Raw genomic sequence first — 17,433 nt, 5'->3', positions numbered from 1 at the left:
CAAGATGAGCGAAGCCCTTCAGGCCCTTGCTTCCCACATCACCGACACCAGCGGCGGTCTCGTACTGTCCAGCGATGTCGCCTATGGTGAGCTGACGGTCACGACGACTGCCGAAAATCTGGTCGCGCTGGTGAAATTCCTGCGCGATGACGCCCGCTGCGGCTTCATCAACATTGTCGACGTCTGCGGCGTTGACTACCCGCAGCGCGTCGAGCGGTTCGAAGTGGTCTACCATTTCCTGGCGCCGAAGCAGAACCATCGCATCCGCGTCAAGCTGACCACCAGCGAAGACAAGCCGGTGCCGTCGATCTGTCCGCTGTTTCCCGGCGCCGACTGGTTCGAGCGCGAAGCCTGGGATCTCTACGGCGTGATGTTCACCGGCCACCCGGACCTGCGCCGTTTGTTGACCGATTATGGTTTCGAAGGGCATCCGCTGCGCAAGGATTTCCCCCTGACCGGCTTTGTCGAAGTTCGCTATGATGACACGGTCAAGCGCGTGGTTTATGAGCCTGTCGAATTGAAGCAGGAATTCCGGAGTTTCGACTTTCTCTCGCCTTGGGAGGGCACGGATTACGTGCTGCCCGGCGATGAAAAAGCAGCGAAGTAAGGGGCGGAAGGCAATATCATGACTGAACATTCCGTTCGTAACTTCACGATCAATTTCGGCCCCGAACATCCTTCGGCCCACGGCGTTCTGCGTCTGGTGCTGGAGCTGGACGGTGAAATTGTCGAGCGCGTCGATCCGCATATCGGCTTGCTGCATCGCGGCACCGAAAAGCTGATCGAAGCAAAGACCTATCTGCAAGCGCTGCCCTATTTCGACCGGCTCGACTATGTCGCGCCGATGAACCAGGAGCACGCTTACTGCCTGGCCGTTGAAAAACTGCTTGGTCTCGAGATCCCGATCCGCGGTCAGCTGATCCGCGTTCTGTTTTCCGAAATCGGCCGCATCCTGTCGCATATCATGAACGTCACCACCCAGGCGATGGACGTGGGCGCGATGACGCCGCCGGTCTGGGGCTTCGAAGAGCGCGAAAAGCTGATGGTGTTTTATGAGCGTGCCTCCGGCGCGCGCATGCATGCCGCCTATTTCCGTCCAGGTGGCATCCATCAGGACATTCCGCCGCAGCTCGTCGAAGATATCGCCGCCTGGTGCGATCCGTTCCTGAAGGTGCTTGACGATATCGAAGGCCTTCTGACCGAAAACCGTATTTTCAAGCAGCGTAACGTCGATATCGGCGTCATCAGTCTGGAAGATGCCTGGAAATGGGGCTTCTCTGGCGTAATGGTGCGTGGTTCGGGCGCTGCGTGGGATCTGCGTCGCTCGCAACCCTACGAGTGCTATTCGGATCTCGAATTTGACATTCCCGTCGGCAAGAACGGCGACTGCTATGACCGTTACCTGATCCGCATGATGGAAATGCGCGAAGCTGTGAAGATCATGAAGCAGTGCTGCAATCGCCTGCTCGGCGATGCGCGCGTCGGTCCGGTCTCGTCTGTAGATGGTAAGGTCGTACCGCCGAAGCGTGGCGAGATGAAGCGGTCGATGGAAGCGCTGATCCATCACTTCAAGCTCTATACCGAAGGCTTCCACGTTCCGGCCGGCGAAGTCTATGCCGCCGTCGAGGCGCCGAAGGGCGAGTTCGGGGTCTATCTGGTCGCCGATGGCACCAATAAGCCCTACCGCTGCAAGATCCGCGCCCCAGGCTTCGTGCATCTTCAGGCGATGGATTTCATGTCGCGCGGCCATCAGCTGGCCGACGTGACCGCGGTGCTGGGCTCGCTCGATATCGTGTTTGGTGAGGTGGACCGCTGATGCAGCAGATCCCTTCCGACCGTCAGCCTCGTGTCGCTCTTGCAACCTCGGTTGCAGGCGCGCATGGTGCACTGCGGTCTGGACGGATCGGTCGGCACTGTCCCGCCACGCCGCCTGGCTATCAGGCGGCAGGTGGGCTCTCTGCCGCACTGCTCGTTGGCGTCCCCGAAAAGGACAATCTGAACGCGGGCCTGGATGCTGTCATGCATTCCGGTCTTCTGTTCAAAAACTGAGATAAGGCGTGAGGAAGTATGTCCGTTCGTCGTTTAGCCGAAGATCAATTTCAGCCTGCATCCTTCGCATTCAGCGAAGAGAATGCTGTCTGGGCCGAAGCAACCATTCGCAAATATCCTGAAGGGCGCCAGCAATCGGCGGTCATTCCGCTGTTGATGCGGGCGCAGGAGCAGGATGGCTGGGTCACCAAGGCGACGATTGAATTCGTCGCCGACAAGCTCGACATGCCCTATATCCGCGTGTTGGAAGTGGCGACCTTCTATACCCAGTTCCAGCTGAAGCCTGTCGGCACCAAGGCGCATATCCAGGTCTGCGGCACCACGCCCTGCATGTTGCGCGGTTCCGAAGAGCTGATGAAGGTCTGCAAGAAGAAGATCCATTCCGAGCCCTTGGAGCGCAATGCATCCGGCACGCTGTCCTGGGAAGAAGTCGAGTGTCAGGGCGCCTGCGTCAATGCACCGATGGTGATTATTTTCAAGGACGCCTATGAGGACCTGACGCCGGAACGCCTGGAAGAAATCATCGATGCCTTCGAAGCCGGCAACGGCGCCGAGGTCAAGCCCGGTCCGCAGATCGACCGCGTGTATTCAGCGCCTGAGGGCGGTTTGACCAGCCTGACCGAAGAGATCAAGCCGGTGCGCTGGGGCGAAGGCCAGACCGGCCAGGATGAGGCTTCCGTACCGCCATCAAATGCGGCGCGTCCGGCTACCGATACGCCTGTGACTGATCCGAAGCTGAAGACGCCGGCCACCGACAAGCCGGCAGCGACCGAGAATGCCAAAGTTTCCGGCGATAATGCCGATAAGGCCAAGGGGTGAGCGATGTTACAGGATAAGGACCGCATTTTCACCAATATCTACGGCCTCAAGGACAAATCCCTGAAAGGCGCGATGAGCCGCGGCCACTGGGATGGAACCAAGCAGATCCTTGAAAAGGGTCGCGACTGGATCATCAACGAGATGAAGGCCTCGGGCCTGCGCGGCCGTGGCGGCGCCGGCTTCCCGACTGGTCTGAAATGGTCGTTCATGCCAAAGGAAAGCGACGGCCGCCCGCATTACCTGGTGGTCAATGCCGACGAATCAGAGCCCGGCACCTGCAAAGACCGCGAAATCATGCGCCATGATCCGCACACGCTGCTGGAAGGCTGTGTGATTGCCGGTTTCGCCATGGGCGCCCATGCCGCTTACATTTACGTGCGTGGCGAATATATGCGCGAACGCGAAGCACTGCAGGCAGCGATCGATGAGTGCTACGACGCCGGATTGCTGGGCAAGAACAACAAGCTCGGCTGGGATTATGATATTTACGTTCATCACGGCGCCGGCGCCTATATCTGCGGCGAAGAAACCGCCTTGCTGGAAAGCCTTGAAGGTAAGAAGGGCCAGCCACGCCTGAAGCCTCCGTTCCCGGCCAATATGGGCCTCTATGGCTGCCCGACGACTGTCAACAATGTCGAGTCGATTGCCGTGGCGCCGACCATCCTGCGCCGTGGCGCCGGCTGGTTCTCGTCCTTTGGCCGTCCCAACAATGTCGGCACCAAGCTGTTCATGGTGTCAGGCCACGTCAACAAGCCCTGCACGGTCGAAGAGACTATGGGCATCAGTTTCCGTGAACTGATCGAGCGTCATGCCGGCGGTATCCGCGGCGGCTGGGACAATCTTCTCGCTGTCATTCCCGGCGGCGCATCATGCCCAATCGTGAAGGCGGAAGACATTATCGATTGCCCGATGGATTTCGACGGGTTGCGCGACGTGAAGTCGTCCTTCGGTACGGCTGCTGTTATCGTCATGGACAAGTCCTCTGACGTCATCAAGGCGATTGCGCGCTTGTCACAGTTCTTCAAGCATGAGAGCTGCGGCCAGTGCACACCTTGCCGCGAAGGCACCGGCTGGATGTGGCGGGTGATGGAGCGGATGGTCAAGGGCAATGCTCAGAAGCGCGAAATTGACATGCTGTTCCAGGTGACCAAGCAGGTCGAGGGCCACACGATTTGTGCGCTGGGTGATGCGGCTGCATGGCCTATTCAGGGTCTGATCCGCAATTTCCGGCCGGAAATCGAAGCTCGGATTGACGAATATACCCGCAAGGCCATGGATCATGGTGCGGTCATGGCCGCCGAATAAAGGAGGGTGAGGCGATGAGCGAGGGTTCAAAGCGGATGGAAACAGACGGATCGGTCAAGTCGGATGCCAACCATGGCGCCGAAGCTGAATCGTCGTCTCTGCATGCGCTCATGAGCAATCCGCTGGTCGCCAACCCCATTGCGGCTTTTGCGGCAGCCACGGCCCTCGGTTTCGGTTTTGCCTCACAAATGACGGGTGTGATGCTTGGCTCGATGCAGACGGCGATGGAGGCTTCGGCCCGGCGCCGTTCAGCCGATCAGCCTGCGGAGGATCAGCCTGCGGAGACCGAGCCGGACAATACCATTGCGCCTGTTGTAAAAGCCGAATCTGCCGTTCAGTCCGCGCCAAAGCCGGTTAAGGCCGTTGCTGGCGAGATTGCAGTGGCTGAGGCACCGTTGGCCAAGCGCCGTCAGGCTATCAGGACAAAACAGCCTAACGCTGCAAAGCCTGCCCCGGCCAAGATTGCCGAAAGCAAGGCAAAGGCCGAGCCGAAGCAAGCTACAGCGCCGGCCGCAAAGCTGGCAGCCCCGGCCCGTCGGCGTGGCAAGAAGGACGATTTGAAGGCCATCGGAGGCATCGGACCGAAGATGGAAGAACTGCTGGGCAATCTCGGTGTCCGGAGTTATGGCGATATCGTCGCCTGGTCGCCCGAAGATGCCAAGCGGATTGATGCTGAGCTTGGCCTCGATGGCCGGATCATCCGCGACGACTGGATTGGTCAGGCGCGGAAGTTGAAGGGCGTCTGAGGCCGAATAGGCCAAGGCGTTCAAGATTTCGAAACAGGATTTTACAGCGTATCGTTTGCCTTCTTGGTGAGGTCGATCCGCAAGGTGGAAGAAAGTTCCACCGCAAGAATTTGGGTGCTTTGCCGTTTTGCTGTCCGACTGAGGCGCATGGTCGGCGACAGTGAAGCACTCTAGAACTGAGACATGCGTAGCGGAAAATCCGTGGCGATTTTCCTGGCCGGCCTCAAATGAGCCGCGGCTGCGATCGACGTGAGACAGGAAGGCGAATATGGCAAAGCTGAAAGTCGACGGTAAGGAGATCGAGGTTCCCGATCATTTCACGCTGCTTCAGGCATGCGAGGAAGCGGGTGCCGAAGTTCCGCGTTTTTGTTTCCACGAGCGGCTCTCTGTGGCCGGCAATTGCCGCATGTGCCTTGTCGAGGTGAAGGGTGGCCCGCCGAAGCCGGCGGCCTCCTGCGCCATGGGCGTACGCGACATCCGCGGTGGCCCAAACGGCGAACTGCCAGAAGTTTACACCAACACGCCGATGGTCAAGAAGGCTCGCGAAGGCGTTATGGAATTCCTGCTGATCAACCATCCGCTCGATTGTCCAATCTGCGACCAGGGCGGCGAATGCGATTTGCAGGACCAGGCCATGGCTTTTGGCATCGATAGCTCGCGCTATGGTGAAGATAAGCGCGCCGTTGAAGACAAGTATATTGGCCCGCTGGTCAAGACGGTTATGAACCGCTGCATCCACTGCACGCGCTGCGTCCGTTTCACCACAGAAGTCGCCGGCATTGCCGAACTTGGCTTGATCGGTCGTGGTGAAGATGCCGAGATTACGACTTATCTCGAGCAGGCGATGACCTCGGAACTGCAGGGCAACGTCGTTGACCTCTGCCCGGTCGGCGCGCTCACCTCCAAGCCTTTCGCCTTCACGGCCCGTCCGTGGGAACTCGGCAAGACCGAATCGATCGACGTCATGGACGCGCTCGGCTCGGCGATCCGGGTCGATACCCGTGGTCGCGAAGTCATGCGCGTCATGCCACGCGTCAACGACAGCATCAACGAAGAGTGGATTTCCGATAAGAGCCGCTTCATCTGGGACGGACTGAAGACCCAGCGTCTCGACCGGCCTTACGTGCGCCGTGGCGGCCGTTTGCAGCCTGTGACCTGGCCGGAAGCCTTCACCGAAATCAAGGCGGCCGTTGGCGCCACCAATGGTTCGAAGATTGGCGCGATCGCCGGCGATCTCGCCTCGGTCGAGGAAATGTATGCGCTGAAGGAACTGCTGGTTGCTCTCGGCTCGACGAGCTATGATTGTCGCCAGGATGGCACGGCGCTCGATCCGTCGCTTGGCCGATCTTCCTATATCCTCAACTCGACAATTGAAGGCATTGAAGATGCCGATGCGCTGCTGCTGATCGGCTGCAACCCGCGCCTCGAAGCCTCCGTCATGAATGCTCGCATCCGCAAGCGCTGGCGCCGGGGCGGGTTCCCGATCGGTGTGATCGGCGAAAATGCCGATCTGCGCTATGACTACAGCTATCTGGGCGCCGGTTCCGACACGCTGGCTGATCTGGCCGCCGGCAAGAACAGCTTCATTGATGCCCTGAAGGGCGCTTCCAAGCCGGTGATCATTGTCGGCCAGGGCGCTCTCACCCGGGGCGATGGCGCAGCCGTGCTGGCCCAGGCCGCAGCGCTGGCTGTTTCAGTCGGTGCTGTCAGCGAAGGCTGGAATGGTTTCGGTGTTCTGCATACCGCAGCGTCGCGCGTAGGCGGTCTCGATCTCGGCTTCGTGCCGGGGCAGGGGGGCAAGATGGCCGCTGAGATGCTGACATCCATGGATGTCCTCTTCTTGCTCGGCGCGGACGAACTCGATTTGTCGACCAAGACCGCAAAGCTCACTGTCTATATCGGTTCGCATGGCGACAATGGTGCCCAGAATGCCGATGTCATTCTGCCGGCTGCCGCCTATACGGAAAAGTCGGGTACCTGGGTTAACACTGAGGGCCGCGTACAGCAGGGCAACCGTGCTGGCTTTGCTCCGGGCGATGCGCGTGAGGATTGGGCTGTGCTGCGTGCGCTGTCTGACGTGCTCGGCAAGAAGTTGCCGTTCGATTCGCTCGTCCAGTTGCGCCAGAAGCTCTATCAGGCCTATCCGCATTTCGCTGACCTCGACGAGATCGCTGCCGGCAATTCCGGCGAAATCGAAGCGCTGGCGAAAAAAGGCGGTAACATGACCCAATCCGGGTTTGCGTCGCCGATCAAAGACTTCTATTTGACAAACCCGATTGCACGCGCGTCTGCGGTGATGGCCGAATGTTCGGCGCTGGCCCGCAACAATTTCAAGGCTGCGGCAGAGTAAGGGCAAGGGATCATGGACAGTTTCGTTTCTACCTATGTGTGGCCGACGGCCATCATGATCGGCCAGTCCCTGCTGCTGCTGGTCTGCCTTCTGGTGTTCATCGCTTATATCCTTCTCGCAGACCGCAAGATCTGGGCGGCGGTGCAGTTGCGCCGTGGTCCGAATGTGGTGGGTCCCTGGGGGCTTTTCCAGTCCTTCGCCGACCTTTTGAAGTTCATGCTGAAGGAGCCGATCATTCCGGCTGGTGCCAACAAGGGCGTCTTCCTTCTGGCGCCGCTGGTCGCCGTGACCTTGGCGCTTGCCACCTGGGCGGTCATTCCGCTTAACCAGGGCTGGGTGATTGCCAATATCAATATCGGCATTCTCTATGTTTTTGCGATCTCTTCGCTTGAAGTCTATGGCATCATCATGGGCGGCTGGGCGTCGAATTCGAAATATCCGTTCCTCGGTGCGTTGCGCTCTGCCGCTCAGATGGTGTCTTACGAAGTGTCTATCGGCTTCGTCATCGTCACGGTTCTGCTATGCGCCGGTTCGCTCAACCTGACCGACATCGTCAACTCGCAGCACCATGGCCTCGGCACCATGCTTGGCATGCCGGCTTCGCTGCTGGATTGGCATTGGCTGTCGCTGTTCCCGATGTTCGTGATCTTCTTCATCTCGGCGCTGGCTGAAACCAACCGTCCGCCCTTCGACCTGCCGGAAGCGGAATCTGAACTGGTTGCCGGCTTCATGGTGGAATATGGCTCGACGCCGTACATGATGTTCATGCTCGGCGAATATGCAGCCATCGTGTTGATGTGCGCTCTGACGACCATCCTGTTCCTGGGTGGCTGGCTGCCGCCGCTGGACGTTCCTGTGCTGAACTGGGTTCCCGGGATCATCTGGTTCGTGCTCAAGGCGACGATGGTGTTCTTCATGTTCGGCATCACCAAGGCGATCGTTCCGCGCTACCGTTACGACCAGTTGATGCGCCTGGGCTGGAAGGTCTTCCTGCCGCTGTCGCTGGCCATGGTGGTTATTGTTGCATTCGTGCTGAAACTGACGGGCTGGGCATGATCATGCGTCCCGCCGAAATCAGCAGAATTGGAGTTTGAAGATGGCAAATGTCTCCCAGGCTGTCCGCTCGCTGTTCCTGAAAGAGTTCGTCAACGCATTCTTCCTGTCGATGCGTTACTTTTTCAAGCAGAAGGCGACCGTGAACTATCCGTTCGAAAAAGGTCCCGTCAGTCCGCGCTTCCGCGGAGAGCACGCCCTGCGCCGCTATCCCAATGGCGAAGAGCGCTGCATTGCCTGCAAGCTGTGCGAAGCGATCTGTCCTGCCCAGGCGATCACCATCGAAGCCGGCCCGCGCCGCAACGATGGCACCCGCCGTACGGTCCGTTACGATATCGACATGGTAAAATGCATCTATTGCGGCTTCTGCCAGGAAGCCTGCCCGGTTGATGCGATTGTCGAGGGTCCGAATTTTGAGTTCTCGACGGAAACCCGCGAAGAGCTTTACTTCGACAAGGCCAAGCTTCTGGCCAATGGCGACCGCTGGGAGCGGGAAATTGCGCGCAATCTCGCGCAGGACGCTCCCTATCGCTGATTGCTTTTGAGGAAACCGGTGACGGCTGGCTATCCGGCCGTCTTGGTTTGAAATTGAAACGAAATGTCTGACGGGTGCGCTTGACGCCTGTCGCATTTCAAGGACACGGCGCGCGCCGCGCTCCTGGGGAAGATGAAAAGGCACCATCATGGGTCTTCAGACAATCTTTTTCTACCTTTTCGCCTTTGTCGCGGTTGCGTCGGCGTTCATGGTTATTTCGTCACGCAATCCGGTTCACTCGGTTTTGTTCCTCATCCTCACCTTCGTCAACGCGGCCGGTCTGTTCATGCTGACGGGGGCCGAGTTCCTGGCGATGATCCTCCTGGTCGTCTATGTCGGCGCGGTGGCGGTGCTCTTCCTGTTCGTGGTGATGATGCTCGATATCGACTTCACCGAACTGAGGGCAGGGGCGTCGAAATATGGCCCCCTCGCTGCCCTGATAGGCGCCGTGGTTGCAGCCGAACTGATCTTCGTGATTGGCGGCTCGGCTATCTCGCCGGCAGCCAAACAGGCGATTGCCATGCCGATCCCGGCCTTGGCTCAGCGCCAGAACACGGCGGCCCTGGGCGACGTGCTCTATACCAATTATGTCTTCTTCTTCCAGATCGCCGGCTTGGTGCTGCTGGTGGCCATGATCGGCGCCATCGTGCTGACGCTGCGTCATCGCCAGCATATCAAACGGCAGAATATCGCACGGCAGGTGGCGCGCGGCCCGGCAACCGCCATCAAGGTGGTCAAGGTCAAGCCCGGCCAGGGCCTTTAAGCTGAAGGCAAGGGATTTCAAGGAAACGAACAATGGAAATCGGACTTTCCCACTATCTCACCGTCAGCGCGATCCTGTTCATGCTCGGCGTCTTCGGTATCTTCCTCAACCGCAAGAATATCATCGTCATCCTGATGTCGGTGGAACTCATTCTTCTGGCGGTAAACCTCAACATGGTGGCGTTCTCGTCATTCCTCAATGACATCGTCGGCCAGGTTTTCGCCCTGTTCATCCTGACCGTCGCGGCTGCGGAAGCTGCGATCGGCCTTGCTATCCTCGTTGTCTTCTACCGCAACCGCGGATCGATCGCGGTTGAAGACGTCAACATGATGAAGGGCTGATACGGCTATGCTTCTGTATAAGACAATCGTCTTTCTTCCGCTGCTCGGCTCGATCATCGCAGGCCTGTTTGGCCGCCAGATCGGTGCCAAGGCTTCGGAATTTATCACGACAGGCTTCATGATCCTGGCGGCAGCCCTGTCCTGGTACGTGTTCATCTCGGTCGGCTTCGGCCATTCCGAGCTGATCAAGGTGCCGGTGCTGCGCTGGATCCAGGTCGGCGGCATCGACGTCGAGTGGGCGCTTCGCATCGACACGCTCACGGCTGTCATGCTGGTCGTGGTCAACAGCGTCTCGACGCTGGTCCATCTCTATTCGATCGGCTACATGCATCACGATCCGCATCGGCCGCGGTTCTTCAGCTATTTGTCGCTGTTTACCTTCGCCATGCTGATGCTGGTGACCTCGGATAATCTCGTGCAGATGTTCTTCGGCTGGGAAGGCGTGGGTCTTGCGTCCTACCTGCTGATCGGCTTCTGGTTCAAGAAGCCTTCGGCAACGGCTGCCGCCATGAAGGCGTTTATTGTCAACCGCGTCGGCGACTTCGGGTTTATCCTTGGCATCTCCACCGTCTTCGTGCTGTTCGGGTCGGTCAATTTCGAAACGATCTTCGCTTCGGCCCAGACCTATCTGCCGGCTGAAGGCGCACCGGTAGGGGATGCTGTCATCACCCTGTTCGGCATGCATCTGGACAAGGGCCATGCGGTTACTGCGGCCTGCCTGCTGCTGTTCATGGGCGCCATGGGTAAATCGGCGCAGTTCCTGCTGCACACCTGGCTGCCGGACGCCATGGAAGGCCCAACCCCGGTTTCGGCGCTGATTCACGCCGCAACCATGGTCACCGCCGGCGTCTTCCTCGTTGCCCGAATGTCGCCGCTGTTCGAACTCTCTCCTGATGCGCTGACCGTCGTTACCATCGTCGGTGCGATCACCGCCTTCTTCGCGGCCACCGTCGGTCTGGTGCAGAACGATATCAAGCGCGTCATCGCCTATTCGACCTGTTCGCAGCTCGGCTACATGTTCGTGGCGCTCGGCGTCGGCGCTTACGGCGCTGCCGTGTTCCATCTCTTCACCCACGCCTTCTTCAAGGCGCTGCTGTTCCTTGGCGCCGGCTCGGTCATCCATGCTGTCGATGGCGAACAGGACATGCGCCACATGGGCGGGTTGCGTAAGCATATCCCGGTCACGTTCTGGGCCATGACCATCGGCAATCTGGCGCTGACCGGCGTTGGCATTCCCGGCACGCTGATCGGCACCGCGGGCTTCTTCTCGAAGGACGCGATCATCGAATCCTCCTTTGCTGCCGGCACGGGTGTTTCGACCTTCGCATTCGCGCTGCTGGTCATTGCCGCGCTGTTCACCAGCTTCTACTCCTGGCGTCTGGCCTTCCTGACTTTCTTCGGCAAGCCGCGCGCCTCGCACGAGGTCATGCATCACGTGCACGAATCGCCGCAGGTCATGCTGGTACCGCTCTACATCCTGACGGCTGGTGCGCTGTTTGCAGGCTTCATCTTCCACGATTACTTCTTTGGCGAAGCCTATGCTGAGTTCTGGAAGGGCGCGCTGTTTACCAGCGAGCATAACGAGATCCTACATGCGGTCCATCATGTGCCGACCTGGGTCAAGCTCAGCCCGTTCGTGGCCATGCTGGTTGGTCTGGTGACTGCTTGGTACATGTATATCAAGTCCCCGGAAACGCCGAAGAAGCTGGCCGAAAGCCAGTGGCTGCTCTACCAATTCCTGCTCAACAAGTGGTATTTCGACGAGCTCTATGACTTCCTCTTCGTCCGTTCGGCCAAGGCGCTCGGCCGGTTCCTGTGGAAGAAGGGCGACGTTGCCACCATCGACGCCTACGGCCCGAACGGCGTTGCCGCCGGTGTCGCCGGCCTGACCCAGCGGGTCGTTCGCCTGCAGTCCGGCTATCTCTACCACTATGCGTTCGCGATGTTGCTCGGGATCGCCGCCCTTATTACCTGGATGATGCTCGGGAGTTCGATCTGATGACCGATTGGCCAATTCTTTCAACGGTCACCTTCCTGCCACTGGTCGGGGTTGCCCTGCTGCTGCTGATGAATGGCGATACCCCGTCGGGTCGGCGGAATGTGCTGAACATTTCGCTGCTGACCACGGTTGCCACTTTCATCGTCTCGCTTTTCGTCTGGATCGGCTTCGATAACGCCAACCCGGGCTTCCAGATGGTGGAAAATCACGCCTGGCTCGGTACCGGCATCGCCTATCACCTGGGCGTCGACGGCATTTCCATGCTCTTCGTGGTGCTGACCGCGTTCCTGATGCCCTTCTGCGTTCTCGCCAGCTGGACCTCGGTTCAAAAGCGGATCAAGGAATACATGATTGCCTTCCTCATCCTGGAAGTGATGATGGTCGGCGTGTTTGTGTCGCTCGACATCGTGCTGTTCTATGTGTTCTTCGAAGCCGGCCTGATCCCGATGTTCATCATCATCGGTGTCTGGGGTGGCAAGGACCGCGTCTACGCCTCCTACAAGTTCTTCCTCTATACGCTGCTTGGCTCGGTTCTGATGATGCTCGCCATCATGGCGATGTATTGGGATGCCGGCACGACGGATATTCCGGCGCTGCTTGCCCACAAGTTCCCGGTTCATCTCCAGATGGTTCTTTGGCTGGCCTTCTTCGCCTCCTTCGCGGTGAAGATGCCGATGTGGCCGGTGCATACCTGGCTCCCTGACGCCCACGTTCAGGCACCGACGGCAGGTTCAGTCATTCTGGCCGGTATCATGCTGAAGCTCGGCGGCTATGGTTTCATCCGCTTTTCGCTTGCCATGTTCCCGCTGGCTTCGGACTATTTCGCCCCTGCCGTCTTCGCGCTCTCAGTCATCGCCATCATCTACACCTCGCTGGTGGCGCTGATGCAGGAAGATATGAAGAAGCTGATCGCCTATTCCTCCGTCGCCCACATGGGCTACGTGACCATGGGTATCTTCGCGGCAAATACGCAAGGGTTGCAGGGCGCCGTGTTCCAGATGATCAGCCACGGCTTTGTGTCCGGTGCGCTGTTCCTCTGCGTTGGCGTGATCTACGACCGCATGCATACCCGCGAAATCGCTGCCTATGGCGGTCTCGTCAACAACATGCCGAAATACGCGTTGGCCTTCATGATTTTCACCATGGCTAATGTCGGCCTGCCGGGCACGTCGGGTTTCATCGGTGAATTCCTGACGCTGATCGGTGCCTTCCGGGCCAATAGCTGGGTAGCGTTGTTTGCCGCGACCGGCGTGATCCTGTCGGCTGCCTATGCTCTCTGGCTCTATCGCCGGGTGATCTTCGGTGCGCTCGACAAGGAAAGCCTGAAGGCGCTGCTTGATCTGTCCTTCCGGGAAAAGGTCACGCTCTATCCGCTGATCGCGCTCACCATCCTGTTCGGCGTCTACCCGGCCCCGATCTTTGATGTGACGACGGCTTCGGTCGATGCGCTTCTCAATCACTACACCGCCGCTCTGCAGGCTGCGCAAAATGTTGCGCTCCTGGTGAACTGACGACAGGATCATTGGATATGAATGCTGAAACTCTCCTTGCAAGCCTGCATCTCGTCACGCCGGAGCTTATGCTTGCGGTTGGCGCGCTTGTCTTGCTGATGATCGGCGTGTTCACCAACAAGGCGTCGTTGGTGACCGGTCTGGCGGTGGCGCTGCTCGCCGTTGCCTGCGCGTGGATCCTGCTTCTGCCGGCCGATGGCCTTGCCTTCGGCGGCGCCTATATTTCCGATGGTTATGCCCGGTTCATGAAGGTTCTGGCGCTGATCGGCTCGATCGTGACCATGGTCATGGCCACAGGTCTTGCCAAGGCCAATGATCTCGACAAGTTCGAGTTCCCGGTCCTGCTGGTGCTGGCAACGCTCGGCATCCTCTTGATGATCTCGGCCAACAGCCTGATCTCGCTCTATCTGTCGCTCGAGCTGCAGTCGCTGGCGCTTTACGTCATCGCCGCCATGAACCGCGATAGCGCCCGCTCGTCGGAAGCTGGCCTGAAGTATTTCGTGCTCGGCGCGCTGTCGTCAGGCATGCTGCTCTATGGCATGTCGCTGGTCTATGGGTTCACCGGCAATGTCGAATTCGACAAGATCGCTGCTGTTCTTGCCGCTGGCCATAGCAATCTCGGCTTGATTTTCGGTTTGGTCTTCGTGCTTGCTGGTCTTGCCTTCAAGATCTCCGCCGTGCCGTTCCACATGTGGACGCCTGACGTGTACGAAGGTGCTCCGACCCCGGTTACCGCCTTCCTTGCCGCAGCCCCTAAAGTCGGCGCAATGGCCATCTTCGTGCGCATCGTCATCGAAGCCTTCCAGCCGATCACGGCTGAATGGCAGCAGGTGGTTGTGTTCATCGCGATTGCTTCAATGGTTCTGGGTTCCGTCGCCGCTATCGGTCAGCGTAATATCAAGCGCCTGATGGCCTATTCCTCGATCGGTCATATGGGCTACGCACTCGTCGGTCTCGCCGCCGGTTCGCAGCAAGGCATCGAGGGCGTGCTGCTTTACATGCTCATCTACCTGATCATGAACCTCGGCACCTTTGCCTGCATCATGGCCATGCGCACCAAGACCGGCGAAATGCTGGAGACCGTCGACGATCTCGCCGGCCTGTCGCAGACCCGTCCGTTCATGGCCTTCGTGCTGACGGCGCTGATGTTCTCGCTGGCCGGCATTCCGCCGCTGGCTGGCTTCTTCGGGAAGTATTTCGTCTTCCTCGCGGCCATCCAGGCGCATCTCTACGCTCTGGCGATCATCGGCGTTCTCGCATCCGTCATCGGTGCCTACTACTATCTTCGCATCGTGAAGGTGATGTGGTTCGATGACGCGAAGATCGAGTTTGCGGCAACGTCAGCCACCTTGCGCGTGGTGTTTGGCCTGTCCGGCCTGTTCGTCATCGCCTATGTGCTGATCGGTGGCCCAATCGGCAGTGCTGCATCGGCAGCGGCGGCGACGCTGTTCCATTGAGCGACTATGCTACCCATCGTCGGAAGGCGCTCGACGCCTTCCGACATCTCGCGCTGGACGAGGTGGATTCCACGAACCAGCAATGCCTTATCAGGGCGCGGGAAGGCGATCCCGGCCATCTCTGGCTGACCGCCAATCGCCAGACAGGCGGGCGAGGTCGCCGAGGGCGATTATGGGCCTCCGAACCCGGAAATCTCTACAGTTCACTTCTTCTGATCGATCCGGCGCCGCTCGCCGACCTCGCGTCCTTGCCGCTGGCCGTTGCCGTTGCTGTGCATGACGCCATTTCAGCTGTGCTGCCGCCTGGCAGCCCTCCACTTGAAATCAAATGGCCGAACGACGTGCTGATCGGCCGCGCCAAGACCTCGGGCATTCTGCTCGAAGCCGAGCGCCTGCTTGATGGTCGCCATGCGCTGGTGATCGGCATCGGCGTCAATATCCGCTTCAAGCCGTCAGAAACGCCGTATCCGACCGCCTCGCTGCAAGAGCATGGCGCTTCGGTGACGCCGGACGAGTTTTTCAGCCACCTTTTCATTGCCATGGCCGACGCATTAGCGCTTTGGGACCAAGGTCGCGGCGTTGCTGACGTGATGCGGCGCTGGCGCCATGTGGCTTGCGGTATTGGTGAGAAAATAACCGTCAATCTGCCGGATCGTTCGATTTCCGGTGTCTTTTCGGGAATCGATGATAAAGGGATACTATTGCTCGACAGGGGCTCGCTAGGCATCACGCCAGTTGCGGCGGGTGATGTGTTTTTCGAGCCGAATGGGCCAAGGAAAGAATGACAAAGACAGACGAATTGGTATTTCTGCCGCTGGGCGGCGTAGGTGAAATCGGCATGAACCTGGCGCTCTACGGCTTTGGCCCGCCGAAGCAGCGGCAATGGATCATGGTGGATTGCGGTGTGACCTTCCCAGGTCCCGATCTGCCGGGCGTCGATCTTGTTCTGCCCGATATCGGCTTTCTGCGCAGCCAGAAGAACAACCTCAAGGCGATCTTCATCACCCATGCCCATGAAGACCATTATGGCGGGTTGAACGATATCTGGCCGGGCCTCAATGTGCCGGTCTATGCCTCCGGCTTCACCGCCGGCATGCTGGAAGCCAAACGCAATTACGAGGGCACGCGCGCCGAGATCCCGGTGACGCCGTTCAAGCCCGGTGACAAAGTGCATGTCGGTCCATTCGTGGTCGAGGCCTCTGACGTCAACCACTCGATCCCCGAGCCGATGTCGCTGGTGATCCGTACGCCGCTCGGCAATGTTATCCATACCGGCGACTGGAAGATCGACCACGCACCGTCGCTTGGTCCGCTGACCGATGAGGCCCGCTTCCGGGCGCTTGGCGATGAGGGCGTGCTGGCTGTGATGTGCGACAGCACCAACGCCATGCGCGAAGGCGTGTCGCCGTCGGAGCAGGAAGTCTCGGAAGGTCTGCGCAAGATCATTTCATCTGCGGAAGGCCGTGTGGCGATCACCACCTTCTCTTCCAATGTCGGACGTATCCGCTCGATCGCTCAGGCGGCGGACGCCGCCGGCCGTGAAGTGTTGCTGCTCGGCAGCTCCTTGAAGCGTGTCGTGGCCGTGGCCCGTGATGTCGGGCTGATGGAAGGCGTCAAGCCATTCATCGCTGAGGACGAATACGGCTACATCCCGCGCGACAAGATCGTCGTGATCCTCACCGGCAGCCAGGGCGAGTCCCGCGCGGCGCTGGCCAAGCTGTCGCGCGACGAAATGCGCAATGTCGCACTCGCCAAGGGCGACACGGTGGTGTTTTCCTCGCGCGCCATTCCCGGCAATGAAAAGCCGATCAATGATATCAAGAACGGCTTGATTGAGCAGGGTGTGTCAATCGTCACCGATGGTGATGCGCTTGTGCATGTCTCCGGCCATCCGCGTCGCAACGAACTGTTGCAGATGTACGAGTGGACGCGGCCGCAGATCCTTGTACCTGTGCATGGCGAAGCCGCGCATCTGAGCGCTCAGCAGTTGCTCGCGCAGCAGGCCGGCATCCCTCAGGTGCCGAAGGTGCGCAATGGCAATATCCTGCGTCTGGCCCCTGGCCCTGCCGAGGTAATCGGTGAAGCACCGCATGGCCGGATCTTCAAGGACGGCAAGCTGATCGGGAATTTCGAGGAAATGGGCATCGGCGAACGCCGGAAGCTCTCCTTCGCCGGTCATGTCTCGGTCAACGTAATCCTGGACGAGCGTTTCGATTTCCGCGACGATCCGGAGATCGTGGCGATTGGCTTGCCTGCTGAGGACATCGAAGGCGACGATATGGAAGATGTACTGTACGACGCAGTGCTCAGCGCCGTCGAAAGCATTCCGCGTGCCCGTCGCAAGGACCTTGGCGCGCTTCAGGAAAGCATTCGCCGTGCGGTTCGGTCCACCGCGAACGAATGCTGGGGAAAGAAGCCTGTGGTCACGGTTTTCGTCAACAAGGTTTGACGGTCTGCGGCCTGAGGAGAGGGCGGCTTTATAAAAGGCCTCCGCGGGCTGAGGTC

At 59.3% G+C, this 17,433-nt stretch carries 16 protein-coding genes; all 16 read left to right on the top strand.

Annotated elements, in window-relative coordinates; all coding sequences use genetic code 11:
- The first annotated feature begins 4 nt into the window (after nucleotides 1-4).
- The 16 genes from BJF91_RS21840 to BJF91_RS21765 all read left to right on the top strand — a co-directional run bounded on the left by BJF91_RS21840 (nucleotide 5) and on the right by BJF91_RS21765 (nucleotide 17,377).
- Nucleotides 5-607 (top strand): NADH-quinone oxidoreductase subunit C, encoded by a 603-nt coding sequence (locus BJF91_RS21840; protein ID WP_075616655.1) that lies wholly within the window; start codon nucleotides 5-7, stop codon nucleotides 605-607.
- Nucleotides 608-625: 18 nt separating this feature from the next.
- Entirely contained in the window at nucleotides 626-1,816 is a 1,191-nt protein-coding gene (locus BJF91_RS21835) for an NADH-quinone oxidoreductase subunit D (RefSeq protein ID WP_075616654.1), read from the top strand.
- A complete protein-coding gene (locus tag BJF91_RS21830; RefSeq protein ID WP_075616653.1) occupies nucleotides 1,816-2,049 on the top strand; it encodes a hypothetical protein in 234 nt (77 codons plus the stop codon). The genes BJF91_RS21835 and BJF91_RS21830 overlap by 1 nt, the downstream gene beginning before the upstream one ends.
- A gap of 18 nt (nucleotides 2,050-2,067) precedes the next feature.
- Nucleotides 2,068-2,868: an NADH-quinone oxidoreductase subunit NuoE gene (gene nuoE / locus BJF91_RS21825; RefSeq protein WP_075616652.1), complete on the top strand. Its 801-nt coding sequence runs from the start codon at nucleotides 2,068-2,070 to the stop codon at nucleotides 2,866-2,868.
- 3 nt (nucleotides 2,869-2,871) lie between these two features.
- Nucleotides 2,872-4,173, top strand: a complete 1,302-nt coding sequence (gene nuoF / locus BJF91_RS21820; RefSeq protein ID WP_075616651.1) for an NADH-quinone oxidoreductase subunit NuoF — start codon at nucleotides 2,872-2,874, stop codon at nucleotides 4,171-4,173.
- Nucleotides 4,174-4,187: 14 nt separating this feature from the next.
- The gene (locus BJF91_RS21815; RefSeq protein WP_139310815.1) at nucleotides 4,188-4,919 is read left to right on the top strand and encodes a 5' DNA nuclease; all 732 of its coding nucleotides are present in this window, start codon (nucleotides 4,188-4,190) and stop codon (nucleotides 4,917-4,919) included.
- 268 nt (nucleotides 4,920-5,187) lie between these two features.
- Entirely contained in the window at nucleotides 5,188-7,269 is a 2,082-nt protein-coding gene (nuoG, locus tag BJF91_RS21810) for an NADH-quinone oxidoreductase subunit NuoG (RefSeq protein WP_075616650.1), read from the top strand.
- Between the two features lie 12 nt (nucleotides 7,270-7,281).
- Nucleotides 7,282-8,325, top strand: a complete 1,044-nt coding sequence (gene nuoH, locus BJF91_RS21805) for an NADH-quinone oxidoreductase subunit NuoH (RefSeq protein ID WP_075616649.1) — start codon at nucleotides 7,282-7,284, stop codon at nucleotides 8,323-8,325.
- A 40-nt stretch (nucleotides 8,326-8,365) separates the two neighbouring features.
- Entirely contained in the window at nucleotides 8,366-8,857 is a 492-nt protein-coding gene (gene nuoI, locus BJF91_RS21800) for an NADH-quinone oxidoreductase subunit NuoI (protein WP_075616648.1), read from the top strand.
- A 148-nt stretch (nucleotides 8,858-9,005) separates the two neighbouring features.
- Nucleotides 9,006-9,620 (top strand): NADH-quinone oxidoreductase subunit J, encoded by a 615-nt coding sequence (locus tag BJF91_RS21795; protein ID WP_075616647.1) that lies wholly within the window; start codon nucleotides 9,006-9,008, stop codon nucleotides 9,618-9,620.
- A 32-nt stretch (nucleotides 9,621-9,652) separates the two neighbouring features.
- Entirely contained in the window at nucleotides 9,653-9,961 is a 309-nt protein-coding gene (nuoK, locus tag BJF91_RS21790) for an NADH-quinone oxidoreductase subunit NuoK (RefSeq protein WP_027486185.1), read from the top strand.
- A 7-nt stretch (nucleotides 9,962-9,968) separates the two neighbouring features.
- Nucleotides 9,969-11,960: an NADH-quinone oxidoreductase subunit L gene (gene nuoL / locus BJF91_RS21785; protein ID WP_075616646.1), complete on the top strand. Its 1,992-nt coding sequence runs from the start codon at nucleotides 9,969-9,971 to the stop codon at nucleotides 11,958-11,960.
- Nucleotides 11,960-13,471: an NADH-quinone oxidoreductase subunit M gene (locus tag BJF91_RS21780; protein ID WP_075616645.1), complete on the top strand. Its 1,512-nt coding sequence runs from the start codon at nucleotides 11,960-11,962 to the stop codon at nucleotides 13,469-13,471. Before nuoL ends, BJF91_RS21780 begins: the two co-directional genes overlap by 1 nt.
- Nucleotides 13,472-13,488: 17 nt before the next feature.
- Nucleotides 13,489-14,928 (top strand): NADH-quinone oxidoreductase subunit NuoN, encoded by a 1,440-nt coding sequence (nuoN, locus tag BJF91_RS21775; RefSeq protein WP_075616644.1) that lies wholly within the window; start codon nucleotides 13,489-13,491, stop codon nucleotides 14,926-14,928.
- The gene (locus BJF91_RS21770; protein WP_075616643.1) at nucleotides 14,925-15,713 is read left to right on the top strand and encodes a biotin--[acetyl-CoA-carboxylase] ligase; all 789 of its coding nucleotides are present in this window, start codon (nucleotides 14,925-14,927) and stop codon (nucleotides 15,711-15,713) included. Before nuoN ends, BJF91_RS21770 begins: the two co-directional genes overlap by 4 nt.
- Entirely contained in the window at nucleotides 15,710-17,377 is a 1,668-nt protein-coding gene (locus BJF91_RS21765) for a ribonuclease J (protein WP_075616642.1), read from the top strand. The genes BJF91_RS21770 and BJF91_RS21765 overlap by 4 nt, the downstream gene beginning before the upstream one ends.
- The last annotated feature ends 56 nt before the right edge of the window (nucleotides 17,378-17,433 follow it).

Source organism: Gillisella taibaishanensis, assembly GCF_001938985.1.
Taxonomy (GTDB): Bacteria; Pseudomonadota; Alphaproteobacteria; order Rhizobiales; family Rhizobiaceae; genus Allorhizobium; species Allorhizobium taibaishanense.
Note: the sequence above shows the minus strand (reverse complement) of the source record. Positions and strands in the feature narration are given on the sequence as shown.

What these genes read in the sequence shown, in the direction of transcription:
- BJF91_RS21840 (WP_075616655.1), top strand. Translation starts at nt 5, where the DNA reads ATGAGCGAAGCCCTTCAGGCCCTTGCTTCCCACATCACCGACACCAGC.
- BJF91_RS21835 (WP_075616654.1), top strand. Translation starts at nt 626, where the DNA reads ATGACTGAACATTCCGTTCGTAACTTCACGATCAATTTCGGCCCCGAA.
- BJF91_RS21830 (WP_075616653.1), top strand. Translation starts at nt 1,816, where the DNA reads ATGCAGCAGATCCCTTCCGACCGTCAGCCTCGTGTCGCTCTTGCAACC.
- nuoE (WP_075616652.1), top strand. Translation starts at nt 2,068, where the DNA reads ATGTCCGTTCGTCGTTTAGCCGAAGATCAATTTCAGCCTGCATCCTTC.
- nuoF (WP_075616651.1), top strand. Translation starts at nt 2,872, where the DNA reads ATGTTACAGGATAAGGACCGCATTTTCACCAATATCTACGGCCTCAAG.
- BJF91_RS21815 (WP_139310815.1), top strand. Translation starts at nt 4,188, where the DNA reads ATGAGCGAGGGTTCAAAGCGGATGGAAACAGACGGATCGGTCAAGTCG.
- nuoG (WP_075616650.1), top strand. Translation starts at nt 5,188, where the DNA reads ATGGCAAAGCTGAAAGTCGACGGTAAGGAGATCGAGGTTCCCGATCAT.
- nuoH (WP_075616649.1), top strand. Translation starts at nt 7,282, where the DNA reads ATGGACAGTTTCGTTTCTACCTATGTGTGGCCGACGGCCATCATGATC.
- nuoI (WP_075616648.1), top strand. Translation starts at nt 8,366, where the DNA reads ATGGCAAATGTCTCCCAGGCTGTCCGCTCGCTGTTCCTGAAAGAGTTC.
- BJF91_RS21795 (WP_075616647.1), top strand. Translation starts at nt 9,006, where the DNA reads ATGGGTCTTCAGACAATCTTTTTCTACCTTTTCGCCTTTGTCGCGGTT.
- nuoK (WP_027486185.1), top strand. Translation starts at nt 9,653, where the DNA reads ATGGAAATCGGACTTTCCCACTATCTCACCGTCAGCGCGATCCTGTTC.
- nuoL (WP_075616646.1), top strand. Translation starts at nt 9,969, where the DNA reads ATGCTTCTGTATAAGACAATCGTCTTTCTTCCGCTGCTCGGCTCGATC.
- BJF91_RS21780 (WP_075616645.1), top strand. Translation starts at nt 11,960, where the DNA reads ATGACCGATTGGCCAATTCTTTCAACGGTCACCTTCCTGCCACTGGTC.
- nuoN (WP_075616644.1), top strand. Translation starts at nt 13,489, where the DNA reads ATGAATGCTGAAACTCTCCTTGCAAGCCTGCATCTCGTCACGCCGGAG.
- BJF91_RS21765 (WP_075616642.1), top strand. Translation starts at nt 15,710, where the DNA reads ATGACAAAGACAGACGAATTGGTATTTCTGCCGCTGGGCGGCGTAGGT.